The sequence below is a fragment of the Streptomyces sp. NBC_01210 genome (assembly GCF_036010325.1).
Classification (GTDB): Bacteria; Actinomycetota; Actinomycetes; order Streptomycetales; family Streptomycetaceae; genus Streptomyces.
In genome coordinates, this window is record NZ_CP108549.1 from 845,794 (window position 1) to 866,756 (window position 20,963).

General features: G+C 69.8%; 20 protein-coding genes and 1 pseudogene. 7 read left to right on the forward strand and 14 right to left on the reverse strand.

What is annotated here, in order from left to right; genetic code table 11:
* Nucleotides 1-23 precede the first annotated feature (23 nt).
* From OG735_RS03740 to OG735_RS03785, 10 genes and pseudogenes are all read right to left on the reverse strand, one after another.
* Entirely contained in the window at nt 24-1,577 is a 1,554-nt protein-coding gene (locus OG735_RS03740) for a hypothetical protein (RefSeq protein ID WP_327321687.1), read from the reverse strand.
* A complete protein-coding gene (locus OG735_RS03745; RefSeq protein WP_327321688.1) occupies nt 1,574-3,562 on the reverse strand; it encodes a hypothetical protein in 1,989 nt (662 codons plus the stop codon). Before OG735_RS03745 ends, OG735_RS03740 begins: the two co-directional genes overlap by 4 nt.
* Before the next feature lie 306 nt (nt 3,563-3,868).
* Nucleotides 3,869-5,629, reverse strand: a complete 1,761-nt coding sequence (locus OG735_RS03750; RefSeq protein WP_327321689.1) for a complex I subunit 5 family protein — start codon at nt 5,627-5,629, stop codon at nt 3,869-3,871.
* Nucleotides 5,626-5,973 (reverse strand): sodium:proton antiporter, encoded by a 348-nt coding sequence (locus OG735_RS03755; RefSeq protein ID WP_327321690.1) that lies wholly within the window; start codon nt 5,971-5,973, stop codon nt 5,626-5,628. Before OG735_RS03755 ends, OG735_RS03750 begins: the two co-directional genes overlap by 4 nt.
* Before the next feature lie 10 nt (nt 5,974-5,983).
* A complete protein-coding gene (locus OG735_RS03760; RefSeq protein WP_327321691.1) occupies nt 5,984-6,724 on the reverse strand; it encodes an MnhB domain-containing protein in 741 nt (246 codons plus the stop codon).
* On the reverse strand, nt 6,721-6,999 hold the full coding sequence (locus OG735_RS03765; protein ID WP_327321692.1) for a Na(+)/H(+) antiporter subunit B: 279 nt from the start codon (nt 6,997-6,999) through the stop codon (nt 6,721-6,723). Before OG735_RS03765 ends, OG735_RS03760 begins: the two co-directional genes overlap by 4 nt.
* A complete protein-coding gene (locus OG735_RS03770) occupies nt 6,992-7,441 on the reverse strand; it encodes a monovalent cation/H+ antiporter complex subunit F (protein WP_327321693.1) in 450 nt (149 codons plus the stop codon). The genes OG735_RS03765 and OG735_RS03770 overlap by 8 nt, the downstream gene beginning before the upstream one ends.
* Nucleotides 7,442-7,443: 2 nt before the next feature.
* The gene (locus tag OG735_RS03775) at nt 7,444-7,620 is read right to left on the reverse strand and encodes a hypothetical protein (protein WP_327321694.1); all 177 of its coding nucleotides are present in this window, start codon (nt 7,618-7,620) and stop codon (nt 7,444-7,446) included.
* Between the two features lie 136 nt (nt 7,621-7,756).
* Nucleotides 7,757-7,897: pseudogene (locus OG735_RS03780) on the reverse strand (NrfD/PsrC family molybdoenzyme membrane anchor subunit); the annotation flags it as partial.
* A gap of 9 nt (nt 7,898-7,906) precedes the next feature.
* Nucleotides 7,907-8,167: a hypothetical protein gene (locus OG735_RS03785; RefSeq protein ID WP_327321695.1), complete on the reverse strand. Its 261-nt coding sequence runs from the start codon at nt 8,165-8,167 to the stop codon at nt 7,907-7,909.
* Nucleotides 8,168-8,403: 236 nt separating this feature from the next.
* Between OG735_RS03785 and OG735_RS03790 the strand changes: the two genes are divergently transcribed.
* Entirely contained in the window at nt 8,404-9,603 is a 1,200-nt protein-coding gene (locus OG735_RS03790; protein WP_327321696.1) for an IS110 family transposase, read from the forward strand.
* A gap of 270 nt (nt 9,604-9,873) precedes the next feature.
* Nucleotides 9,874-10,323 carry a carboxypeptidase-like regulatory domain-containing protein gene (locus tag OG735_RS03795; RefSeq protein ID WP_327321697.1) on the forward strand — a complete coding sequence of 150 codons (450 nt, stop codon included), beginning with the start codon at nt 9,874-9,876 and terminating at the stop codon, nt 10,321-10,323.
* On the opposite strand, the gene OG735_RS03800 is transcribed toward OG735_RS03795, so the two are convergent.
* The gene (locus OG735_RS03800; protein ID WP_327321698.1) at nt 10,324-10,950 is read right to left on the reverse strand and encodes a DUF6629 family protein; all 627 of its coding nucleotides are present in this window, start codon (nt 10,948-10,950) and stop codon (nt 10,324-10,326) included. It lies immediately after the preceding gene.
* Between the two features lie 132 nt (nt 10,951-11,082).
* On the reverse strand, nt 11,083-11,448 hold the full coding sequence (locus tag OG735_RS03805) for a VOC family protein (protein WP_327321699.1): 366 nt from the start codon (nt 11,446-11,448) through the stop codon (nt 11,083-11,085).
* Between the two features lie 622 nt (nt 11,449-12,070).
* Between OG735_RS03805 and OG735_RS03810 the strand changes: the two genes are divergently transcribed.
* Genes OG735_RS03810 through meaB form a run of 3 tightly spaced genes read left to right on the forward strand, consistent with a single transcriptional unit; the run spans nt 12,071 to nt 17,224 of the window.
* Nucleotides 12,071-13,954, forward strand: a complete 1,884-nt coding sequence (locus tag OG735_RS03810; protein WP_327321700.1) for a methylmalonyl-CoA mutase family protein — start codon at nt 12,071-12,073, stop codon at nt 13,952-13,954.
* Nucleotides 13,954-16,161 (forward strand): methylmalonyl-CoA mutase, encoded by a 2,208-nt coding sequence (gene scpA / locus OG735_RS03815; protein ID WP_327321701.1) that lies wholly within the window; start codon nt 13,954-13,956, stop codon nt 16,159-16,161. The genes OG735_RS03810 and scpA overlap by 1 nt, the downstream gene beginning before the upstream one ends.
* Before the next feature lie 13 nt (nt 16,162-16,174).
* The gene (gene meaB, locus OG735_RS03820; RefSeq protein ID WP_327321702.1) at nt 16,175-17,224 is read left to right on the forward strand and encodes a methylmalonyl Co-A mutase-associated GTPase MeaB; all 1,050 of its coding nucleotides are present in this window, start codon (nt 16,175-16,177) and stop codon (nt 17,222-17,224) included.
* A 30-nt stretch (nt 17,225-17,254) separates the two neighbouring features.
* Here the strand turns inward: meaB and OG735_RS03825 are convergent, their stop codons facing one another.
* Nucleotides 17,255-18,472 (reverse strand): LmeA family phospholipid-binding protein, encoded by a 1,218-nt coding sequence (locus OG735_RS03825; protein WP_327321703.1) that lies wholly within the window; start codon nt 18,470-18,472, stop codon nt 17,255-17,257.
* Nucleotides 18,473-18,590: 118 nt separating this feature from the next.
* Between OG735_RS03825 and OG735_RS03830 the strand changes: the two genes are divergently transcribed.
* On the forward strand, nt 18,591-18,746 hold the full coding sequence (locus OG735_RS03830) for a hypothetical protein (RefSeq protein WP_327321704.1): 156 nt from the start codon (nt 18,591-18,593) through the stop codon (nt 18,744-18,746).
* A 16-nt stretch (nt 18,747-18,762) separates the two neighbouring features.
* Here OG735_RS03830 and OG735_RS03835 read toward each other — a convergent pair whose 3' ends face one another.
* On the reverse strand, nt 18,763-19,458 hold the full coding sequence (locus tag OG735_RS03835; RefSeq protein WP_327321705.1) for a type 1 glutamine amidotransferase domain-containing protein: 696 nt from the start codon (nt 19,456-19,458) through the stop codon (nt 18,763-18,765).
* 109 nt (nt 19,459-19,567) lie between these two features.
* Between OG735_RS03835 and OG735_RS03840 the strand changes: the two genes are divergently transcribed.
* Nucleotides 19,568-20,524, forward strand: coding sequence for a LysR family transcriptional regulator (locus OG735_RS03840; RefSeq protein ID WP_327321706.1), 957 nt, complete (start codon nt 19,568-19,570; stop codon nt 20,522-20,524).
* The last annotated feature ends 439 nt before the right edge of the window (nt 20,525-20,963 follow it).

Consider the following 20,963-nt stretch of genomic DNA (forward strand, 5'->3'; position numbering starts at 1 on the left):
CCCAAGTCAGTTCCCTGTGGAGCCTACGGCTTCGGGAGGCTGTCGTTGCGTGCCGTGCAGTCCTTGGGTGTCGGTTTGCCGGTCGGCCAGGCGAGGCCGACGAAGCGGATACGACCCGGGACGTCCGGGGCCAGCTCGACCACGGAGACGGCCTTGTTGAACGGGTTTCCGTAGTTGTCGAGGCAGATCCAGCCGCTCGCGCCGTCGACCTTGCCCATGCCGTGCAATCGCAGCCAGGAGTCGCTGATCCGTCCCAGCGCGGGGATGACCGGATCGCCGTCGTCACGCATCCGGATGGCGGTGATCGCGGTGAGGCCGGCGTCGTAGAAGGTGATGGTGCGGGAGTCGATGAGGTCCACCGGACCGATGTTGCCGACCGCCGGGCTGGTGGAGAGCGTGGCGAGCGTACGGTAGGCGGCCGGGGATCCGCCTGTGGCGGGCGCCTTGGGGCCGGTCCAGGCCTCGGGGTGGGCGACCGCGGCGTACTGCAGGGTCACACCCTTGCGGAAGGCGCTCCATTCGAGGCGCTTGTCGGAGGAGAGCGTGGAAGCACCGGATCCGGTGATGACCTTGTACTTCTTCTCGGTGCAGCCTCGATTGCCGAGTTCATTGATGAACTGCCGCAGCTGTACGGGCCGTCCGGCGAAGTAGACGACCTTGGCGGACGAGGTGCAGATGGTGTCGACCATCTGGTCGAAGGCGTTGGCCGTGGCGCCTTCCTCGTGGAACTCCTCCGGCGCCCGGTACTGCTCGGGGGCGCGCGGTGAGCCCTTGGTCCGCTCGGCGAATGCGCGCTTGAGGGCGTCGACGTAGTTGTCGCCGGTGCGGATGTCCTCGACAACCAGGGTGTTCCGGGGATCGATGCCCTTGTTGAAGTGGGACAGCGCGGCGGCCTGATCGCTGGTGGTGGGGACGACGCGGGCCAGCCCTCGATAGGCGTTGGGGGTCTTCGCGCTGTTGCCGGAGTCGTCGGCGGTGATGGGGCCGCCGACGACGGGGATATGACGTTCGTTGGTGAGATAGGCGATGGCCTGTTGCGTACTGGTGGTGCTGACGTCGAAGCCGATCACCGCACGCAGATTCGCGCTTCCGCTCCGGGAGAGGGTGCCGAGCTGCTCGGCCACGGGCCGCCAGTAGGTGTGGCTGCGGCCCGGGTTGGCGAGCAGCAGCCGGATCGCGGGCTTCTTGCTGTTGGAGTCGTGGTTGGCCCGGTACTGGGCCAGATAGGCGCCCTGCACCTCGTGGAGTGTCTTGTCCTGCTCGAAGGCCTGGGTGGGCGCCATCGGCAGCATGACGGCGATGGAGACGTAGTCGCCCTTGATGTTGTCGTTCTCGGCCTTGATCCGGGCGCTGACCTCCTTGAGGTTGGGGGCGAACACATAACTGCCGTCGGTCACTCCGGTGCACTCCTCCGTGCCTTCGGATCCGCGTTTCTCGACGCCTTTCGCGCAGCCGGGGTCGGGGCCGAAAAACGCCAGACCGGTCCAGGCGGCGCCGCCGAGCATCGCCAGTACCGCCAAGAGGACAGCTGCCTTGGTGAGCGGGCCGCCGGGAAGTCTCCTGATGAAGGACGTCATGACGGGGACCCTTCCGAGATCGGCAAGTCGGGGGCTTGAACGCCGGCCCTCAGGCGGGCCGGCCAGGCGGCGGATGCCTCGCGGTAGGGGCCGTTCGCGGCTTTGTTGCCGTACAGCGTCTCCAGCGCGATACGGACGCTGGTCAGATCCTCCTCGCACGGCGCCAGGGTGAGCGGATCGGACAGCTGCCACAGAATGGGGACAAGGCTGCTGACCGCGTCGTGCTGCGGGCCTGCTCCTTCGCTGCCACAGGCCGTGCAGGAGAACGGGCCGGCGCTGTCCGGTGGTTCGTAGCCCTCGCGCGGATGCGGTGCGGAGCAGATCAGGTTCAACGCGGCGAGCCACAGCGCGGGGGACGTGCCGGTGAACCGGTGGTGGAGTCCGCACACGACTTCGTCCAGCCGCCCCAGGGCGAGGGTGTGGTACAGGTACGTATCGCCTCGTGGATCGCAGAGCGAGCGCAGGCGCAGATGCGTGTCCCGCCACGTCTCGTGGGACGTGGTCGACGCGAGCCGGTGCCGCAGCAGCAGGTCGAGTGCGCGGTCGCCGTCCAGGCAGGCGCGGATGCGGTAGTCGTCGGCCTCGCGGACCCGGGCGGCGACGAGGTCTTCGGAGTGGTCCTCCGGGTGGGCGAAGGTCCACAGCCCGCGTCGGGTGCCGGCGTCGACCGCGGCCGACAGCAGTACGAGGCGGTCGCGCATCGCCGACTGCGGCAGCAGCTTGTCGAGGAGCTCTGGAGTGGCGGCGTCCAGCAGCTCACGGCTGCGTATGGTGCCCGCTTCCCGCACCCGGCGGATGGCGGTGTCGGCGAGCGTACGGGCACTGGCCGCGCGGCCCCCGCTGTAGCGGGCGACGAGCCGCGGCAGATGGTCGGGGTAGTCGACGGCGCTGAGCATCTCGCCGATGTGGCCGTGTTCGACGGAGGGGATACGGAGCACAAGGGGCCGGCGTTGCGGTGCGGCGTCCCCGGCGACCTCACTAAGCGGCGCGAACTGCTCCCCTCTGCCGAGGGATGTCGCGATGACGACCGGCCGGGTGGGGTCCCCCTCGCCGGCCGCGTCGCCGGATGCGAGCAGCCCGACAAACGTATGGCCGACGTCGGTGTGCGCGTTGTCGAGGAGAATCAGCGGCCGGGGCTGTCTGTTGAGCCGGCGCAGGCGCCCGTAGTTCCCGTCGATGTCGGCGAGAAAGGCTGCGACAAGGTGTTCCTCGGCGGTACGCCGCCGGTCGTCCAGCCGCCGGAAGCCGCGTACGAACTGGAACAGCCGCTGCAGTGAATCGCCCTGGTATCCCTGTGACCGATGCAGTCGGCCGCCCCACCATGCGAGCGCGCCCCGGTCCGGCCTGCCCTTGAGGAGCTGGGTCCGCGCGGTGTCCAGGACGATTCCTGCTATGGCGTCGAGCCCCGGCACGCCGGACAGCACCTGCGGCAGGTTCTCCGAGACGATGTCGATCCACCTGCCCAGGCTTTCGCGTCGGCGCTTCACGTCCGGGTCCTCGGCGATGATGAAGGCCCGCAGATCCGCCTCGGCGCGCCGCAGGTCGGGCGGCCGGACATCTACCTCGTCGCTGTTCAGCGGCCGCCAGGCGGTCACCACCAGAAGGCCTAGTGAGAGCCTCGGGAACGCCATCGCCTTTCCGAAATGCTGTACGTCCAGGCCGAGTTTGTACGCCAGCAGATACAGCAGATGGGTGATGTGTGAGGCGTTCGGGACCTCGTCGTCACTGAGCCCGGCGACACCCGGCTCACCGAATCCGGGGGCCGCGAGGTCCACGCGGGCCAGCGGAACCCGCCCGTTGTAGGCGTCGTGCACCGCCTTCAGCAACGCGCTCTTGCCGCTGCCGCGCCCGCCGACGACATGGATGAGTGGCGCACCCCTGGGATAGGCGAAATCGACCCGGTACCCGCCACTCTGATGCAGGCCGACAAGTCTGGGCACAAAGCTCTCGTGCAGCGCCCCCTGACCGTACAGTCTCCCGCCCACGGCGCTCCCCCGCCTCCCGTGATTACATGCAGGTTCATTCGATCAACTCCCCGTGCACAGAGGGAACTTACCCGACATGGGGTCGCCGAGACGCGTGTTGTGAATGCCGGTGCCAACGACTGTGTCCGCGCGATATGACCAGCCGTCAGCCACACCTGTCCGGGCGCGGCAAGGAGCTCGGCGATCCGGTGCGCCGTGCCTGCCATCAATGAACTACGTGGACCGCGCCGTGGCAGCAGAGCCGGGTACGCCCGACTCCGCCTGCGAAACGTGCACGCCCGAAGAGGCCCGTGAGGACGTCGGCGTTCAGCCCGTGAGGACTCCGGGGAGAGCCAGGGCCGCCACGAGAGTCATGCCTGCGAGCAGCCAGGCGACGTAGTCGCCGATGTGTCCTGAGTGCAGACGGCGCAGAGGTTCCGTCCAGTCGTGCGACGTCATGTGCCCCGGCCGCAGCACGGCGTACGCGGCGAGGCCCACCGCCAGAGCCGCCGAAAGCAGCCCCAGCGCCGCAGCGGCCACGGACCAGTGCACCGTAACCGTTGCCGTTCCCGCCACCGCTTCGTCGACGGCGTGGCCCACTCCGGCGGCCGCTCCCGGCACAAGGCCGACCGCGAGAGCGGTGCACAGCAGCACGGCCGGGACCGCCAGCATGGTGTCAGGGACCCGTCCCAGCTTTCCCTTCGTCTCGGGTTCCTCGTGCTCGCCACTCGTTTCGTACGTCGTGTCCTCCGACGGCCGCGGCCCCAGTCCGGCGAAGACCCGCGCCGCCACCCGGAGCACCGCTCCCCCGGTCACCGCCGACACCACGACGAAGAGCACGATCAACAGACCGCCGGCCGCCTCCTCCGTCGCCGCCTTGCCCAGTCCCGTACCGAAGGGAGGCAGACCTGCGAGCGCCAGGCCTCCCGTCACGAACATCGCGGCCACCAGCCGCAACCCGCCCGCCCGGCCGTACAGTTCGTGCTCGTCGACACTCCCGTAGCGGTCCAGCAGGATGCCCACGCAGGCGAACAGCGCCGCCTTCACGCCCACGTGTCCCAGCACGTACACGGCAACACCGCCCGCCGCTTCCGGCGTGAGCAGCCCGAGGCCGGTCAGGAACAGTCCCGTATGGGCGACCGTCGAATAGGCCAGCAGCCGCTTCAGGTGCCGCTGCTTCCAGCACATGACCGCGCCGACGACCGCTGAAGCCGTGCCGAGGACAACCAGCGCCCGTTCCGCGTCGGCCGCGGGGATGCCGCCCGTGCCGCTGAAGACGGTCCAGTACACCCGTGCCACTCCGTAGACGCCGAGCTCCACCATCACACCGGAGAGCAGCATGCACACCGGCGTGGGCGCCACCGCGTGGGCATCCGGCAGCCAGAAGTGGAAAGGAACAGCGGCCGCCTTGACCAGCATTCCGGTCAGGACGAGGACGAAGGCCGCCAGCACCAGCAGATCCGGCGCGCCCTGCGCATCGAGCTGATGCCCGATCTGCCGCATCCCGAGCTCGCCCGTCCGCGCATACAGCAGCACGATGCCCGTCAAGGTCGCGTAGGCGCCGACGGAGTTGACGATGCCGAAGGTGAGAGCGCCCTGGACGGCCTTGGCCTCCTCCACCCGGTAGCCCGTCAGGGCGTACGCCACGACGCTCATCAGCTCGAAGAAGACGAAGGCGTTGAACAGGTCCCCGGTCAGCACGAAGCCGCACATGCCCGACTGGAAGAGGAGGACCAGCGCGGGAAAGGAACCGGCGTGCCGCTGCGGCGGCTCGGCGAAGTAGCGCCAGGAATAGACCAGTACGGCCACCACGAGCAGCGACACGGCTGCTGCCAGCCCGAGCGCCGTAGGGTCGCCGACCAGCACGATTCCCACGCTGTGTCCGTCGCGTGGCTCCCAGCCCCCGACCCATTCGGGCGCCGGTGCCGACGAGAAGAACAGGAGATGGAGCACCAGGCCTGCTGTCGCGGCGGCGAAGGCGGCTCCTGTGGCCTCGGCCACGAGCCGGGGAAGCCGGCGTCCGGCGGCGACCAGCAACGCCGAGCCGAGCAGTGGCACGGCCACGACCATGGGCAGCAGATGGTTCATCCGCGCAACTCGGAGAGCTCGTCCGGGTTGAGCGTTCCGTGGCGTTTGGCGACCTGGATGACGAGGGCGAGCAGCAGCGCGGTGACGGTCGCGCCGACAACGACATCGGTCAGGGCCAGGGCCTGGACGACCGGGTCCACGAGCGGCCGGGATCCCGGCCGGAGGTCGGAGTGGACGGGTGCAGTGCCACCGTCGCGGTATCCGACGGCCAGCAGCAGCACATACGTGGCGGACTGGCAGACGACAAGGCAGCCGACGGCATGGATGAGGTTCCGGCTGGTGGCCAGCCCGTAGCAGCCGACCAGGAAGATCCACACAGCGATCAGATACGGCAGGACGGACATCACTCGTGGCTCACTTCCCGTTCTCCTCCTCGATTTCGACCGCCTGGTCGAGGAAGCGGGCGAGCAGCACGATCACCGCACAGGCGACCTCCATCCCGATGGCCGCGTTCAGCAGTGGCACCGTTCCTCCCGACGCGAGCGTGTTGAACGTCCCGTACGGCAGAAGGGTGTTGGCGAGAAACGCCGACCCGGCGAGCAGCCCCGCCACGCCCACCACCAGATAGGCGCCTTCTCCGGCCGCGTCGGCCACTTCGTACACACCGACCGGGCGGATTCGCTCGAGCGCGCGGTAGTCCACTGCGATGTAGAGGAGATGGAGTGCCGTTGCCGCGACCACACCGCCCTGGAACCCGCCCCCGGGGCTGAGCTGACCGTGCGCGACGACATACAGCCCGATCAACAGAGTGACGGGCAGGAGGATGAGCGCGTAGCGCCGTACGAACGGAGCGACTCGCGCCGGGGCGGGCTCGACCTGGCGCTCATCACGCGTCTGACGCAGCAGGACGACCGTTCCGAGGACAGCGGCGAACAGAACGCTCTCCTCGCCGAGGGTGTCGAAGGCCCGCTGGTCGAAGTTGACCGAGGCGATGACGTTCGACGTGCGACGGGCCAGAGCGGCGCGGACCGCGCGGTCGCCGTAGGGATGCGACTCACCGCCGAAACCCGGCAGCTGGAAGCAGGCAGCGACGAGCAGGGCCGCAATTCCTGCCGCACCCAGGGCCAGCACGCCCAGGCGCAGCCGTCGGCTCACCGCTTCTCGCCTTTGCTCCCGGTGGGCTCCTCGGCCCTGGATCGTCTGCGTACCTTGTGTACGGACAGCAACACCAGCAAGGGCGTCAGCGCCGATCCGACGGCGAGCTGCGACATCGCCACGTCGGGGGCCTGCAGGACGGTGAACAGCACGGCGAGGGTGAGGCCGAGCAGCGAGAGCGTCAGCGCCTGCTGGGCCGGATCGCGCACGAGGACTGCGGTGGTGGCGGCCGCCGCCACGAGCAGCAGTGCGATCACGATCAGTACGTCATCCATGCGATGCGGCCTCCGGCGATGGACCGCCGAGCGCCCGGGACGCCACCCGGTTCCCCGCCATCAGGAGCGCTCCGACGACGAGCAGTTTCACCGCTGCCCGTCCCGGCCCCGCGGCCACGCACAAGGGCAGCACGACCAGAGGTGTGGCGATCATTGCAAGCCGGTCGGTGGCACGCCTCCATGACGGGTCGTCATGGATGTCCGGCCCGAGCAGCCGGGCGTACACCAGCGTGCCGGCCGGTCCCAGCAGAGCGAGGACGAGTCCGATGTCGACGTACGACGGCCGCTCGTATCCCTGGGCCAGAAGCAGCACGATGAGGCAGACCAGCAAGGTGGCCAGGTTCTGCACGATCACTCGGCGTCCCATCGGGCCGGCGGCCGCGCCCCGGACCGCCGGACCGACGCCGCACACCAGCAGGACCGCCGCAGCGGTCAGCCACATGTTCACCGGTCCTGCACCGCCCGGCGGGCGGCGCACGCGGCGACGGCTCCCACGAGGGCCGCAGCCGTACCGACGACGAGCTCCAGTACGTCGATGGTGCTGATGAGCATGAGCCAGAGCACGAACAGCGCGACCCACCACACCACCAGCTCGGCGGCGGTCACGGCCCTGCCCGACATGCCCTCACCTCTTCCGAACCTGCGGCTGTCCGCACCTGCAGCTGTCCGCCATCGAAGCACCGTGGACACGCCGGCCACCTGACGGCACGCTGGCCGCTCGAACGCTTCGAGTCCCCCGGCCGGAAGTACGTAAACCTCATTGGCCGGGTACCGCCGGGCGCTGCTCCTGGGCCGCCGGCTGAGGTCCGACGGTGTACCGCGGATCCTCGGCGGAGGCGATGCCCGCGGCGAGGACACCGAAACGCGTGCGGGCAGGGCCGGCGAGCAGGGCGAGGCCGACCGGACCTCACCCGGAGGGTTCGTCCGGGACCGGCTGCTCGGGATGTACGGAGCCGCTTCGCGGCGACCCGCGGGGCCCGGCACCCGTCTGGTCCACATCCGGCAGACCCGGGTCGGGATCGGGCGTGCCGTCGTCCGGCGCATCGGGGCGGGGTAGATCCAGCGGATCGTCGCCGTCGTGCGCCTGCTGGTCGGGCAGGTCCTTCGGCACCTGCGTGTCCGGGTCCGTCCCGGTCTCTTCGGGACCTTCAGGTCGGCGGTCGGTCATGGTGGTCCATACCTTTCTTGGTGGGTTCGTTTCCGGTCATTCGTAAGATCGGGAAGCCCAGGGGGCTCTGGGTGTGGCTGTCATGTGGCTGCCGCTTGTGGCTCAGGAGGACTGGCCGCCCGGAGCCCCGCGACGACTCGGCCACTCATTGGGATGCGCGAACTGAATCGCTGTGTATGGACACGTCGGCGAGGTCGTCTGCTGGGACTTGGAACGGAACGACTTGGGAGGTGACCGTGCCTGACCTCTGGGCCGGTACGGACGCGGGCAAGGCCGAGCATCACTGCACGGTGATCGATGCAGACGCCACGGTGGTGCTCTCGCGCCGGGTGACGAACAACGAGCCCGAGCTGCTGGAGCTCATCGCGGATGTCCTCGACATCAGCGACGAGGTGACCTGGGCGGTTGACCTGAACGCTGGTGGTGCGGGTCTGCTGATCACGCTGCTGGTCAACCACGGGCAGAAGCTGCTCTACATCCCCGGCAGCGCTGTCCATCACGCCTCCGGCGCCTACCGCGGCAGTGGGAAGACGGATGCGAAAGACGCCTTCGTCATCGCCGACCAGGCGAGGATGCGCCGGGACCTGCAACCCTTGGCGGCGGAGGACGAGATAGCGGTTGACCTGCGGATCCTGACCGCCCGCCGCTACGACCTGACCGCCGACCGCACCCGGGCGATCAACCGGATGCGGGCCCAGATGCTGGAGTACTTCCCGGCCCTGGAACGGGCCTACGAGTACAACGTCTCCAAGGCCGCGCTCCTCCTTCTGACCGGCTACCAGACTCCGGCCGCCCTGCGGCGCATCGGCAAGAACCGCCTCGCCACCTGGCTGAAGAACCGCAAGGTCCGCAACGCTCCCGCCATCGCCGCCAAGGCGATCGAGGCCGCCGAGGCCCAGCACACCGCCGTCCCGGGCGAAAAGACCGCGGCGGCCATGGTCGCCCGGCTGGCCAGGGAGGTGATTGCCCTCGACGAGGAAATCGCGGAGATCGACAAACTCATTGAGGGCCGGTTTCGCGAGCACCAGCACGCCGAAATGATCACGAGCCTGCCCGGCATCGGCACCCTGCTGGGCGCCGAGTTCATCGCCCTGACCGGTGGCAACATGGACGCTTTCGGCAGCGCCGACCGCCTGGCCGGCGTCGCGGGACTGGCCCCTGTCCCCAGGGACTCCGGGAACGTCAAGGGGAACCTTCGCCGCCCGCGCCGCTACAGTCGGCGGCTCCTGCGCATGTGCTACCTCGCCGCCCAGGTCGCGGCCTACCACTGCCCCGTCTCGAAGGCGTTCTACCAACGGAAGCGAGCCGAGGGAAAGAACCACAAGCAGGCCATCCTGGCCCTCGCGCGCCGCCGTCTCAACGTGCTGTGGGCCCTCATACGCGACAACCGGACCTTCGAGATCAGCCCACCCGGACAGGATGCCGCAGCGGCATGACTCACTCACGATGCGTCACCAGCCTCGCTTGACAACATCATTGGGAGTCCTCCTCGGCGGGAGCCCTGTGGCAGGAGCTTCGTACGGGGCATCAGCGCTCTCTGCGGCGACGGGTACCCGAACGGCACATGGTCAATCAGCCGCGCCGGAATAAGCCCGGCGTGAGAATTCATTGAAGGTGCATGCAAATTGGCGGCCGCCGCTGTCCGCCGGACCCGATTCCGACGCGCTCCCACACGTCCCTCCCGGAGGCCGCACGCATGCCGCAGAGTGGTCATCGGTCTCGTACTGGCCGCGTTCCTGCCCTCGCAGAAGGACGCGATGCGGCCGCGGCTGCGGGCGAGCAGCGAGGACGAGAGCAGCCGGGAGCCGGCATCCGTGGCCGAGTCGGCCGGGCCCGCCGGGTCCGGAACTGCCGGGTCCGCCGGGCCCGCCGGGTTCCGGGGCGGGGTGCGGGACGCCGAAGGCGCTCCCGTACCGGGGGCGAACGTGACGCTCATCGACCGGCGGGGCAAGCAGGCGGGACTGACCGCGGCGGACCAGGACGGTCACTACACGCTGACGGCGCCGGCGGAGGGCAGCTATGTGCCGGCCGGCTCGGCGACCGGTCATGCGCCGTGCGCCTGTCCGGTCGCGTACGACGGGGGCGGACTGACGGCCGAGGCGGATCTGGTCCTGACGGCGCACTCGCCGGCTCACCGGGGCGCGGTGTTGTCGTAGTCAGCCGGGTTCCTGGCCGGCTGGACGCCGCCGTGCCCAGCGGAGTACGACGACAGAGGCCACCGCTGCGAGCGCGCACCAAGTGGAGACGAACTCCAGCCGCCACAGCACGGCGCAGGCCACCGCCCCGGCCGCGGCCAGCAGACCGAGCAGGCGCAGCACCGGATCACCGGCGAGCAGCAGGGAACCGACGGTGGCCAGGAGATATCCCGTGATGATCAGTGGCGAGTGCGGCAGGTCCAGGACGTAGCCGAGGGTGTGCCCGCGGATGTCCGCGCTCACGTGCCGGGTGGCGAGACGGTACGCGAGGACGGCGGCGGTGGCGAGCCCGACGACAACCGGGATCACCAGCGTGCGACGGGCGCGCGGCGGCGCGGCGAGCAGCACACCGAGCGGCACCCATACCGGCAGCAGAGGCAGCGCGATGACGGCCCAGGTGACGGTCGCCGGGCCCGTACCCCCGCCGGAGCGCCAGACGAGGGACTCGATGATCTGGTGGGCGCCGAGGAGCAACGGCAGCGCGGCGAGCGGCAGATCGCGGACCCGGTGCACCTGTGCGACGCAGGCCACCCCGATCGCGGCGATGCCGGTGCCCACCACGAGGTCGGCAGTTGCACTCCAGCACATGGCGTCAACCGCCCGGCACGTGCGGGGGCACCGTCATGGACGATCCCGCATTGCCCGCCGCCTGGCGGCGGCACAAGCACCACCGGACCGGCTTCACCGTCTCCTGCTCACCTTTGGCCGTCCGTACGAGATCTAGGCACCGGCCGGCGGCTCGTGCAGTCCGAAGGGCGAGCCCTGGTCGTCGTGGCACAGCTTGAATCGGCCGAACCGGGCGACCGTCTCCTCGTCGCTTCCCCCGTCGAAGTCGTCGACCGTGCCGCCCAGTTCGCGGACGCGTTCCAGCGCGGCCTTCATGCCGTCGACCCTGAAGAACAGATACGGGCGGGCGCCGGAGTCGCCGCCGTGCACTCCGCCGGGGACATTGGGCGTACGGATCGCATACCCGCCGCCGTCGGTCGTGCCCGGATCGAAGGTCCAGCCGAACAGGCCGCTGTAAAAGGTCCGGGCCTGTTCGGAATCGCCCACACCCAGTTCGAAGAAGGAGATCTCACCGGCCATCAAGGGCTCCCGTCGTCCGCGCGGAGACTGTGAGTCCCACCGTAGGGCGGGCTTCGGTCCGCTGCACCCGGCCGGTCGGTCCCGCTCGGGTCCCTGTCGGGCCCGGACGCGGAGGCCGGCTGTACTGCGGCCAGGTGGGCGAGGACGGCGTCGCGGTTACGGGCCAGACAGTCGATGCGCTGCTGAATCCGTTCCACCTCGCCCCGTAGCAGCCCGGCGGCCCCCTGGCCCTGGCCACGGTCGCCGCGGCACGCGGCCACGCCTTCCCCGCGACGCGTCGCCCCACCCACTGAGCCGGCCCCGCAGGGGCACGAGCCCGGGCTCCAGCAGCAAGCAGCATCCGGCCCGGGTGTACGACTGGGCCGGGTCCCCCGGTCGGCCGCTCCGGAGGGCGTGACCGCATACGTCCGGACGGATGTGCGCGAACCTGAATCGATTGGCGAACCGGCCGAAGCGGTACGGCGCTGCCTTGGGCCTCGGTTTGGAGCGGTGTGACACCGCCCGGCACGGGTGGAGACCTGGATAGGGCATCGCACGCAACGGATCAAGAGCGGGCCGGAGAGTGCAAGGTCACAGCCTTTTCCCCTGCTGCACCTTTGCGGGCTTGACCTAACATCTGAGCATGACGGTCCTCCCCGACGACGGGTTTTCGCTGGCCGCCGAATTCCCGGATGCAACCCACGAGCAGTGGCAGGGCCTGGTGGCCGGCGTGCTGCGCAAGGCTGGCAAGGACATCCCGGACACGGCGGCCGAGGACGTGCTGTCCACGGCACTCGAGGACGGGCTCACCACCCGTCCGCTGTACACCGCACGCAACGGCGCCGACAGTGCCGGATATCCGGGCTTCGCGCCCTTCACCCGGGGCGGCAGGCCGGAGGGGGGCGCGGTCTCCGGCTGGGACGTACGCCAGCGCCATGACCGGCCCGATCCAGTACGTACGAACGAAGCCGTGCTCGCGGACCTGGAGAACGGGGTCGGCTCGGTGTGGCTGGCCGTCGGCCCGGCCGGAGTGCCGGTCTCCGGGCTCGGCGCGGCTCTGGACGGCGTCTATCTCGACCTGGCTCCCGTCGTACTCGATGCCGGTGCCGAATTCGACGCTGCCGCACGGGAGTTGCTGCGGTTGTACGAGGAGCGGGGAGTTGCCCCCGAGGCGGCGCTCGGCAACCTCGGCGCGGACCCGCTGGGGCATGCCGCGCGCACCGGGCAGTACGAGGACATCGCCCCACTCACGGTGGCCGCGACCGAACTCGGCCGGCTCTGCCATGGCGCGTACCCCGGACTGCGGGCGCTGACCGTCGACGCACTGCCGTACCACGAGGCCGGCGCCTCGGCCGCGCAGGAGCTGGGCTGTTCGCTGGCCACCGGCGTCACGCTGCTGCGCGACCTCACCGCTGCCGGACTGTCCGTGGAAGCGGCCTGCGGCCAGCTGGAGTTCCGGTACGCGGCCACCGCCGACCAGTTCCTGACGATCGCGAAACTGCGCGCTGCCCGCCGGGTGTGGGCCCGCGTCGCCGAGGCCTGCGGGGCCGATCCCGCCGCCGGGGCACAGCGCCAGCACGCGGTGACCTCTTCGGTGATGATGACCCGGCGCGACCCGTGGGTGAACATGCTGCGCACCACGGTCGCCTCGCTCGCCGCGGGCGTGGGCGGCGCCGACGCCGTGACCGTACTGCCCTTCGACCACGCACTCGGACTGCCGGACGGCTTCGCCCGCAGGATCGCCCGCAACACCTCGACGATTCTGCTCGAGGAGTCGCATGTGGGCCGGGTCATCGACCCGGCGGGCGGCTCCTGGTACGTGGAGCAGCTCACCGACGAACTCGCGCAGGCGGCCTGGGCCTGGTTCCAGGAGATCGAGCGTGCCGGCGGCCAGGAGGCCGCGCTGCGCAGCGGTCTGGTCTCCGAGCGGCTCGGCGCCACCTGGGAGAGCCGTAAAAAGAACCTGGCCAGGCGGCGCGAACCGGTCACCGGTGTGAGCGAGTTCCCGCTGCTCGCCCAGGCGCCGGTGGAGCGCGACGCCGCACCGGCCGCGCCGGCCGGCGGTCTGCCGAAGGTGCGCCGCGACGAGGCGTACGAAGCGCTGCGCGCCCGCTCGGACGCGCACCTCGCCGCCACCGGCGCCCGGCCGCGGGTCTTCCTGGCGGCGCTGGGCCCGGCCGCCGCGCACACGGCGCGCGCGTCGTTCGCCGCCAACCTCTTCCAGGCAGGCGGTATCGAAGCGGTCCACGATCCGGTGTCCGTCGACGCGGCCTCGGCCGCCGAGGCGTTCGTCCGCAGTGGCGCCGCGGTGGCGTGCATCTGCTCCAGCGATGCCCTCTACGCCGAGCAGGCCGGGCCGGTGGCCGAAGCGCTCAAGTCAGCCGGTGCGCTGCGGGTGTATCTCGCGGGCCGTCCGGGTGAGCAGCGTGAGATGTATGAACGGGCCGGGGTCGACGAGTTCGTCGTCGCGGGCGGCGACGCGGTCGCCGTCCTCACCTCCGTCCTCGACCAAATCGGAGTGGCGTGATGGGGATCCCGGACTTCTCAGGAATCGAGCTCGGGCCCGGCGAAGCGCGCGGGGCCACCGAGGACCAGTGGCGTACGGCCGTCAAGGAGAACACCGGCAAGGGCGATGCCGACCTGGTGTGGGACACCCCCGAGGGTATTCCGGTCAAGCCGCTGTACACCGGGGAAGACCTGGCCGGTCTCGACTTCCTCGGCACGTACCCCGGTATCGCTCCGTATCTGCGCGGCCCGTACCCGACGATGTACGTCAACCAGCCGTGGACGATCCGTCAGTACGCCGGATTCTCCACCGCCGAGGAGTCCAACGCCTTCTACCGGCGCAACCTCGCCGCCGGACAGAAGGGTCTGTCGGTCGCCTTCGACCTGCCGACCCACCGCGGCTACGACAGTGACCACCCGCGGGTGACGGGCGACGTCGGCATGGCCGGTGTGGCCATCGACTCGATCTACGACATGCGCCAGCTCTTCGACGGCATTCCGCTGGACCGGATGAGCGTGTCGATGACGATGAACGGCGCCGTGCTGCCCGTTCTCGCGCTGTACATCGTGGCCGCCGAGGAGCAGGGCGTACCGCCCGAGAAGCTGGCCGGGACCATCCAGAACGACATCCTCAAAGAGTTCATGGTCCGCAACACCTATATCTATCCGCCCCGGCCCTCGATGCGGATCATCTCGGACATCTTCGCCTACACCTCGCAGAAGATGCCGCGCTACAACTCCATCTCCATCTCCGGCTATCACATCCAGGAGGCCGGAGCCACGGCCGACCTGGAGCTGGCGTACACCCTCGCCGACGGTATGGAGTATCTGCGGGCGGGCATCGGCGCGGGACTCGACGTGGATGCCTTCGCGCCGCGGCTGTCGTTCTTCTGGGCGATCGGCATGAACTTCTTCATGGAGATCGCGAAGCTTCGGGCCGCGCGGCTGCTGTGGGCCAAGCTGGTGAAGAAGTTCGAGCCGCAGAACGCCAAGTCGCTGTCGTTGCGCACCCATTGCCAGACCTCGGGCTGGTCGCTGACGGCCCAGGACGTCTTCAACAACGTCACCCGTACCTGCGTGGAGGCCATGGCCGCCACCCAGGGACACACGCAGTCGCTGCACACCAACGCCCTGGACGAGGCGCTGGCCCTGCCCACCGACTTCTCCGCGCGTATCGCCCGCAACACCCAGTTGCTGCTGCAGCAGGAGTCCGGGACGTCCAGGGTCATCGACCCCTGGGGCGGCAGCGCCTACATCGAGAAGCTGACGTACGACCTCGCCCGCCGCGCCTGGCAGCACATCGAGGAGGTCGAGGCGGCCGGCGGCATGGCGCAGGCCATCGACGCCGGCATCCCCAAGCTGCGCGTCGAGGAGGCCGCGGCCCGTACGCAGGCACGCATCGACTCCGGACGGCAGCCCGTCATCGGCGTGAACAAGTACCGGGTCGAGACCGACGAGCAGATCGACGTGCTCAAGGTCGACAACTCCTCGGTGCGCACACAGCAGATCGAGAAGCTCCGGCGGCTGCGCGCCGAGCGCGACGAGGCTGCCTGCCAGGACGCGCTGCGTGCGCTGACCGCCTCCGCGGAGGCGGGCGCGAGCCAGGGCGGCGGTCTGGAGGGCAATCTGCTCGCGCTGGCGGTGAACGCAGCGCGGGCCATGGCGACCGTCGGCGAGATCTCCGACGCTCTGGAGAAGGTGTACGGACGGCATTCGGGCCAGATCCGTACGATCTCCGGTGTGTACCGAAACGAAGCCGGCACCTCCCCGGCAGTGGACGCCACCCGCACGCTGGTCGAGGAGTTCGAGGAGGCGGAGGGACGCCGGCCGCGCATCCTGGTCGCCAAGATGGGTCAGGACGGTCACGACCGCGGCCAGAAGGTGATCGCCACCGCCTTCGCCGACCTCGGCTTCGACGTGGATGTCGGCCCGCTGTTCCAGACGCCCGAAGAGGTGGCCCGTCAGGCGGTCGAGGCGGATGTGCACATCGTCGGTGTCTCCTCGCTGGCAGCCGGGCATCTCACGCTGGTACCCGCCCTGCGGGAGCAACTGGCCGCCGAGGGACGGGAAGACATCATGATCGTCGTGGGCGGGGTGATTCCGCCCCAGGACGTCCAGACGCTCCACGAGGCCGGAGCGGCCGCCGTCTTCCCGCCCGGCACGGTGATCCCGGACGCTGCCAGGGACCTGGTGAAGACGCTGGCCGCCTCGCTCGGCCACGAGTTGTGAGACTGTGCCCCGGATGCCTCCCTCGATCGACATCGACACCTATGTCAAGGGCGTACGTGACGGGTCGCGGGCGTACATCGCCCGCGCCATCACTCTCGTCGAGTCCACCCGTGCCGATCACCGTGCTCTCGCCCAGCAGCTGCTGACCGAGCTGCTGCCGTTCTCGGGGACGGCACGGCGGGTGGGGATCAGCGGCGTTCCCGGTGTCGGCAAGTCCACCTTCATCGACGCGCTCGGCACGATGCTCACAGGCCTCGGCCACCGGGTCGCGGTACTTGCCGTCGACCCGTCGTCGACCCGTACCGGCGGCTCCATCCTGGGCGACAAGACCCGGATGGAGCGGCTCGCCGTGGATCCGGCGGCGTTCGTACGCCCCTCCCCCAGCTCGGGCACGCTGGGCGGCGTGGCCAAGGCGACGCGCGAAACCATGATCGTCATGGAGGCCGCGGGCTACGACGCGGTGCTCGTGGAGACCGTCGGCGTCGGCCAGTCGGAGACCGCTGTGGCCAACATGGTGGACTCCTTCCTGCTGCTCTCTCTCGCCCGTACCGGAGATCAGCTCCAGGGCATCAAGAAGGGTGTGCTGGAGCTGGCCGACGTGATCGCGGTCAACAAGGCGGACGGCCCGCACGAACGCGATGCCCGCTCCGCAGCGCGTGAACTCGCCGGTGCACTGCGGCTGATGCACTCCGCCGACGCGGCATGGACTCCCCCGGTCCTTTCCTGCAGTGCCCGGGAGGGCAGCGGTCTCGACACCGTCTGGGAGCGGCTGGAGCAGCACCGGGCGCTGCTGGACTCGACCGGCCGGCTCACGGCCAAGCGCCGCGACCAGCAGATCGACTGGGCCTGGACAATGGTCCACGACGAACTGCGGGACCGGTTGCGCAACCATCCCGAGGTGCGCACGCTCGCTCCGGGCCTCGAACAGCAGGTACGGGACGGGGAGTTGACGGCGACACTCGCGGCGGAGCGTATCCTCGACGCCTTCCAGAACCGGGGCTCCGCCCCAGACCCCGCTCCTCAAACGCCGGAGGGGCTGAAATTCAGCCCGTCCGGCGATTGAGGACACGGCCGAAGGCCGTACGGGGACGTGTTATGAACCGCTGGACGCACCCTGCCCGAGGCGCAGACCGGATCCCCTCACGCGGGCCTTGATGCCATCGCGCTCCACGGTGATGTTCTGCAGCCGCAACTCCTTCAGCGAGTCCGGCAGTTCGAACGAGAGGGAGAGCCGCTCCGAGAGCTCCGGGGGCTTGAGGGCGAGCAGCGCCTCGACCAGTCCGGGGTCGATGCCCGCCTTCCGCAGCAGCTGCGGATGGTCGAGGACGACATCGACGAGATTGACCTTCATCAGACGCTCGATGAACTTCGGCGCGTTGGTGAGGCGGTGGAGCTCCTCCTCGCTCCGCAGCGCCTGGCGGATCTGCTTCTTGGACACTCCGAGCCGGTCGACCACCGCGGGCACTGTCAGCAGCGCCTTCACGCGGGCTCCTTCGCGGCTGATCCGCTCGGCCGCCTCACGGTGCAGCCGTAGGCCGGAGTGGACCGGGTCCTTGCCCGGCCGGTAGGTGGCCACAGCGGGAATGTCGAGCTGCATGCCGTCGAGAGTGGTGGTGAGAGCCCGTTCATTGTCGCGCTGGATGCGGGCGTATGCCTGTACCCGCAGATCCTGCCCGGCGACAGCGAGTTCACCGTTCACGCGCACTCCGTCGGCGCCACTGCCGGTGAAGCGGAGCTGCGAGGCACCCAGTTCGCGGTTGAGGTCGTCGAAGGAGAGCAGCACCTCACCGTCCAGTCTGCCGATGACGGCGCCCTTGATCGAGGTCGGCGCGTCGCCGACGATGCGTACGTCCTTGGCGGTGGCCCGCACTTCGGCCAGTGAGACCCGATCGGCGGAGACGTCGGGGACGGTGACGTCGACCTGGTCGATCCGCTTGTCGAGAAGCTGGGTGAGGAACGGGAAGCCGTGGATGTCGACGTCCGGCCTGGTGGCAAGCCCGAGCGACTTCTGGAGCTTGTCCGCCGCCTTGCTCTGGGCGTACACCTCGGCGAGACGGTCGGCGAGCAGCAGACAAACGGTGCATATGAGGACGGCGGCGGCCAGCTTCACCACCGCGGGCAGAGCCGAGAGCCGGCTCTTGCCACGATGGTTGGGCGGCGTCCAGTCGTCGTCGTCCGGGTCCGGGGTGAGCCCGAGTTCGAGAGGGTCGAGCGGGTCGTAGACGCTGAAGTCAGTTTCCGGATCTGACAGTTGAGCGAGTTCCTCGTACGGATTTCGTGAATGCGCTGCTATGCGTGTGGGGGGTCGCATCGCCTCATCCCACCACGCGGGCCACCCTCGAACGCAAGTCGCACCGGGCGTACGTAACGGTTTGTGTCAAAGATCCGTCGACTCTGCGGCGGCCAACGCCGCGCGCACGGTCGACGGCGTGACAGACCTCACCGAAGAGCCGGCTGTCCGCGGAGGGACGTCCGCGCTCGCGGCCCGCCCGGACCCGCTCGAGCGCCCGGGCGTGGGGGCGCTCGGCGAGCCGACGGAAGGAGTGGTCCTTGGTGCGGACGTACGGGTGGACGGCCGGCGCTGACGCGCCGATGGTGCGGTCAGCCCAGCGTCTTGAGGATCTCGGCGGCGAGCGGGGCGGCGGAGGCCGGGTTCTGGCCGGTGAACAGGTTGCGGTCCACGGCCAGGTTCGGGGCCCACGGCTCGCCCTCCTGGAAGTCCACGCCGATCTGGACCAGGCGGTCCTGCAGCAGCCACTTCGCCTTGTCCGCGAGGCCCGCCTGGGTCTCCTCCGCGTTGGTGAAACCGGTCAGCCGGTAGCCGGCGAACGGTGAGCTGCCGTCCTCGCGCTTCGCGGCGAGCAACGCGGCCGGGGCGTGGCAGACCACACCGAGGGGCTTGCCGGAGTCCAGGGCGGCGGTGAGGAGCTCGCCGGAGTCGGCGTTGACTGCCAGGTCCTCCATCGGGCCGTGGCCGCCGGGGTAGAAGACCACGGCGTAGTCGGCCAGGTCGACGTCCTCCAGTTTGAGCGGCTGCCGCAGAGCGGTGATCGACGCGAGGTCGGCGACGATCGCGTCGGCGTTCTCCTGGCCGCCGTTCACCTCGGGCGCGAGGCTCGCCTTGTCCACGGTGGGTACGACGCCGCCCGGCGTGGCGACGACGACCTCGTGACCCGCCCCGGTGAAGAGCTTGTACGGGGCCACGGCCTCCTCCGCCCAGAAGCCGGTCGGGTGCCGGGTGCCGTCGGCCAGCGTCCAGTAGTCCACGCCGGTGATCACAAACAGGATCTTCGCCATCTCGCATCTCTCCATCCGCTGACGCCTGCCTTCTCCACGCAGCGCGTCATCTCGCTGATGTCCTCGAACGTAGACCCCCCGATCATTGGGATCCAATAGGCTTTCCGCCATGAGCCATAGGGAATCCAATGGATTGTCGGGAATACGGGAGCATGCCTCCGAGGGTCCGCTCGATCTGACACTGCTGCGGACCTTCCTCGCCGTACACCGGGCCGGCTCGTTCACCGCGGCCGCTCGTCTGCTCGGTCTGTCCCAGCCGACCGTCACCACCCAGATCCGCTCCCTGGAGGGGCAGCTGGGCCGTGAACTCTTCGAGCGGCTGCCGCGTGGAGTTGCCCCCACCCCGGTCGCCGACGACCTCGCAGCCCAGATCGCCGCCCCGCTGGACGCCCTCGCCGCCGTCGCCGACCGCGGTCGCATCGGAGAGGAGACCTCCGCCGGTCCGGTCCATCTGGCCGGCCCCGCCGAGCTCCTCTGCGTACGCGCGCTGCCCGCTCTGGCGCCCTTGGTGGAGCAGGGTGTACGGCTTCGGGTCGGCACCGGTCTCACCGACGAACTGCTCGACGGCCTGCGCGTCGGCCATTACGACCTGGTGCTCTCCACCATCCGCCCGCGCGGCCGCTCCCTCACCGCCGTACCGCTGATGGACGAGGAGTTCGTCCTGGTCGCCTCACCGCAGTGGGCGGTGCGGATCGGCCCGGACAGGGTCGCGACGGAGGGCTCTGCCGCCCTGCGCGGCGTCCCTCTCGTGACATACGCCGAGGACCTGCCGATAGCCCGCCGCTACTGGCGCCATGTTTTCGGCACCCGCCTGACCGGGCAGGCCGCCGTGACGGTCCCTGATCTGCGCGGTGTGCTCTCGGCGGTCGCCGCCGGGGCCGGGATCACCGTGCTCCCCCGCTATCTCTGCGAGGGCGAGCTCGCCACCGGCACGCTGGTGTCGCTGCTGACGCCCGACGACCCGCCGATCAACACCGGCTATCTGGTCCAGCGCCCCGGCATCCCGGACAACCCGCACCTTGCTCTGGTCCGCGACCGTCTGCTGCGAGAGGCCCGCACGTGGTGAGGGGTCCGGCACCGCGCGCTCAGGCCAGTACGCGCAGCACGTACAGGCAGCACGTACGCGCAGCACGATCCGGCACGCACCCTCCCGACGAGAACCGGACACGGCGGCTCGTCGGGCGAACGGTGGCGATCCGCGCATATCGAAGCGCGGCACGAGCCGCCGTCGGCCGGTGCCGACGGCAAGGCAGCGATCGACCGGAGCGTTTCGCCGTCACGGAGCGGGATCGCACACGCGGAAGCCGTCCACCGGACGGTCCGGCGTCGCGTGAGTCATGTGTGCGGGAGCCACTGCTGCAAATGCGGCGCCGGGTGGAGCGGAGCGCACGGGGACGCACTGGGGTGGCGCAGCGCACCGCTTGACGCGCCCTTCGGCTCACTCCCTATCTGAGCAGCGAAAAACGGCGGGGCGCATTCCGGTACGGGCACCACAAGCCCCTGGC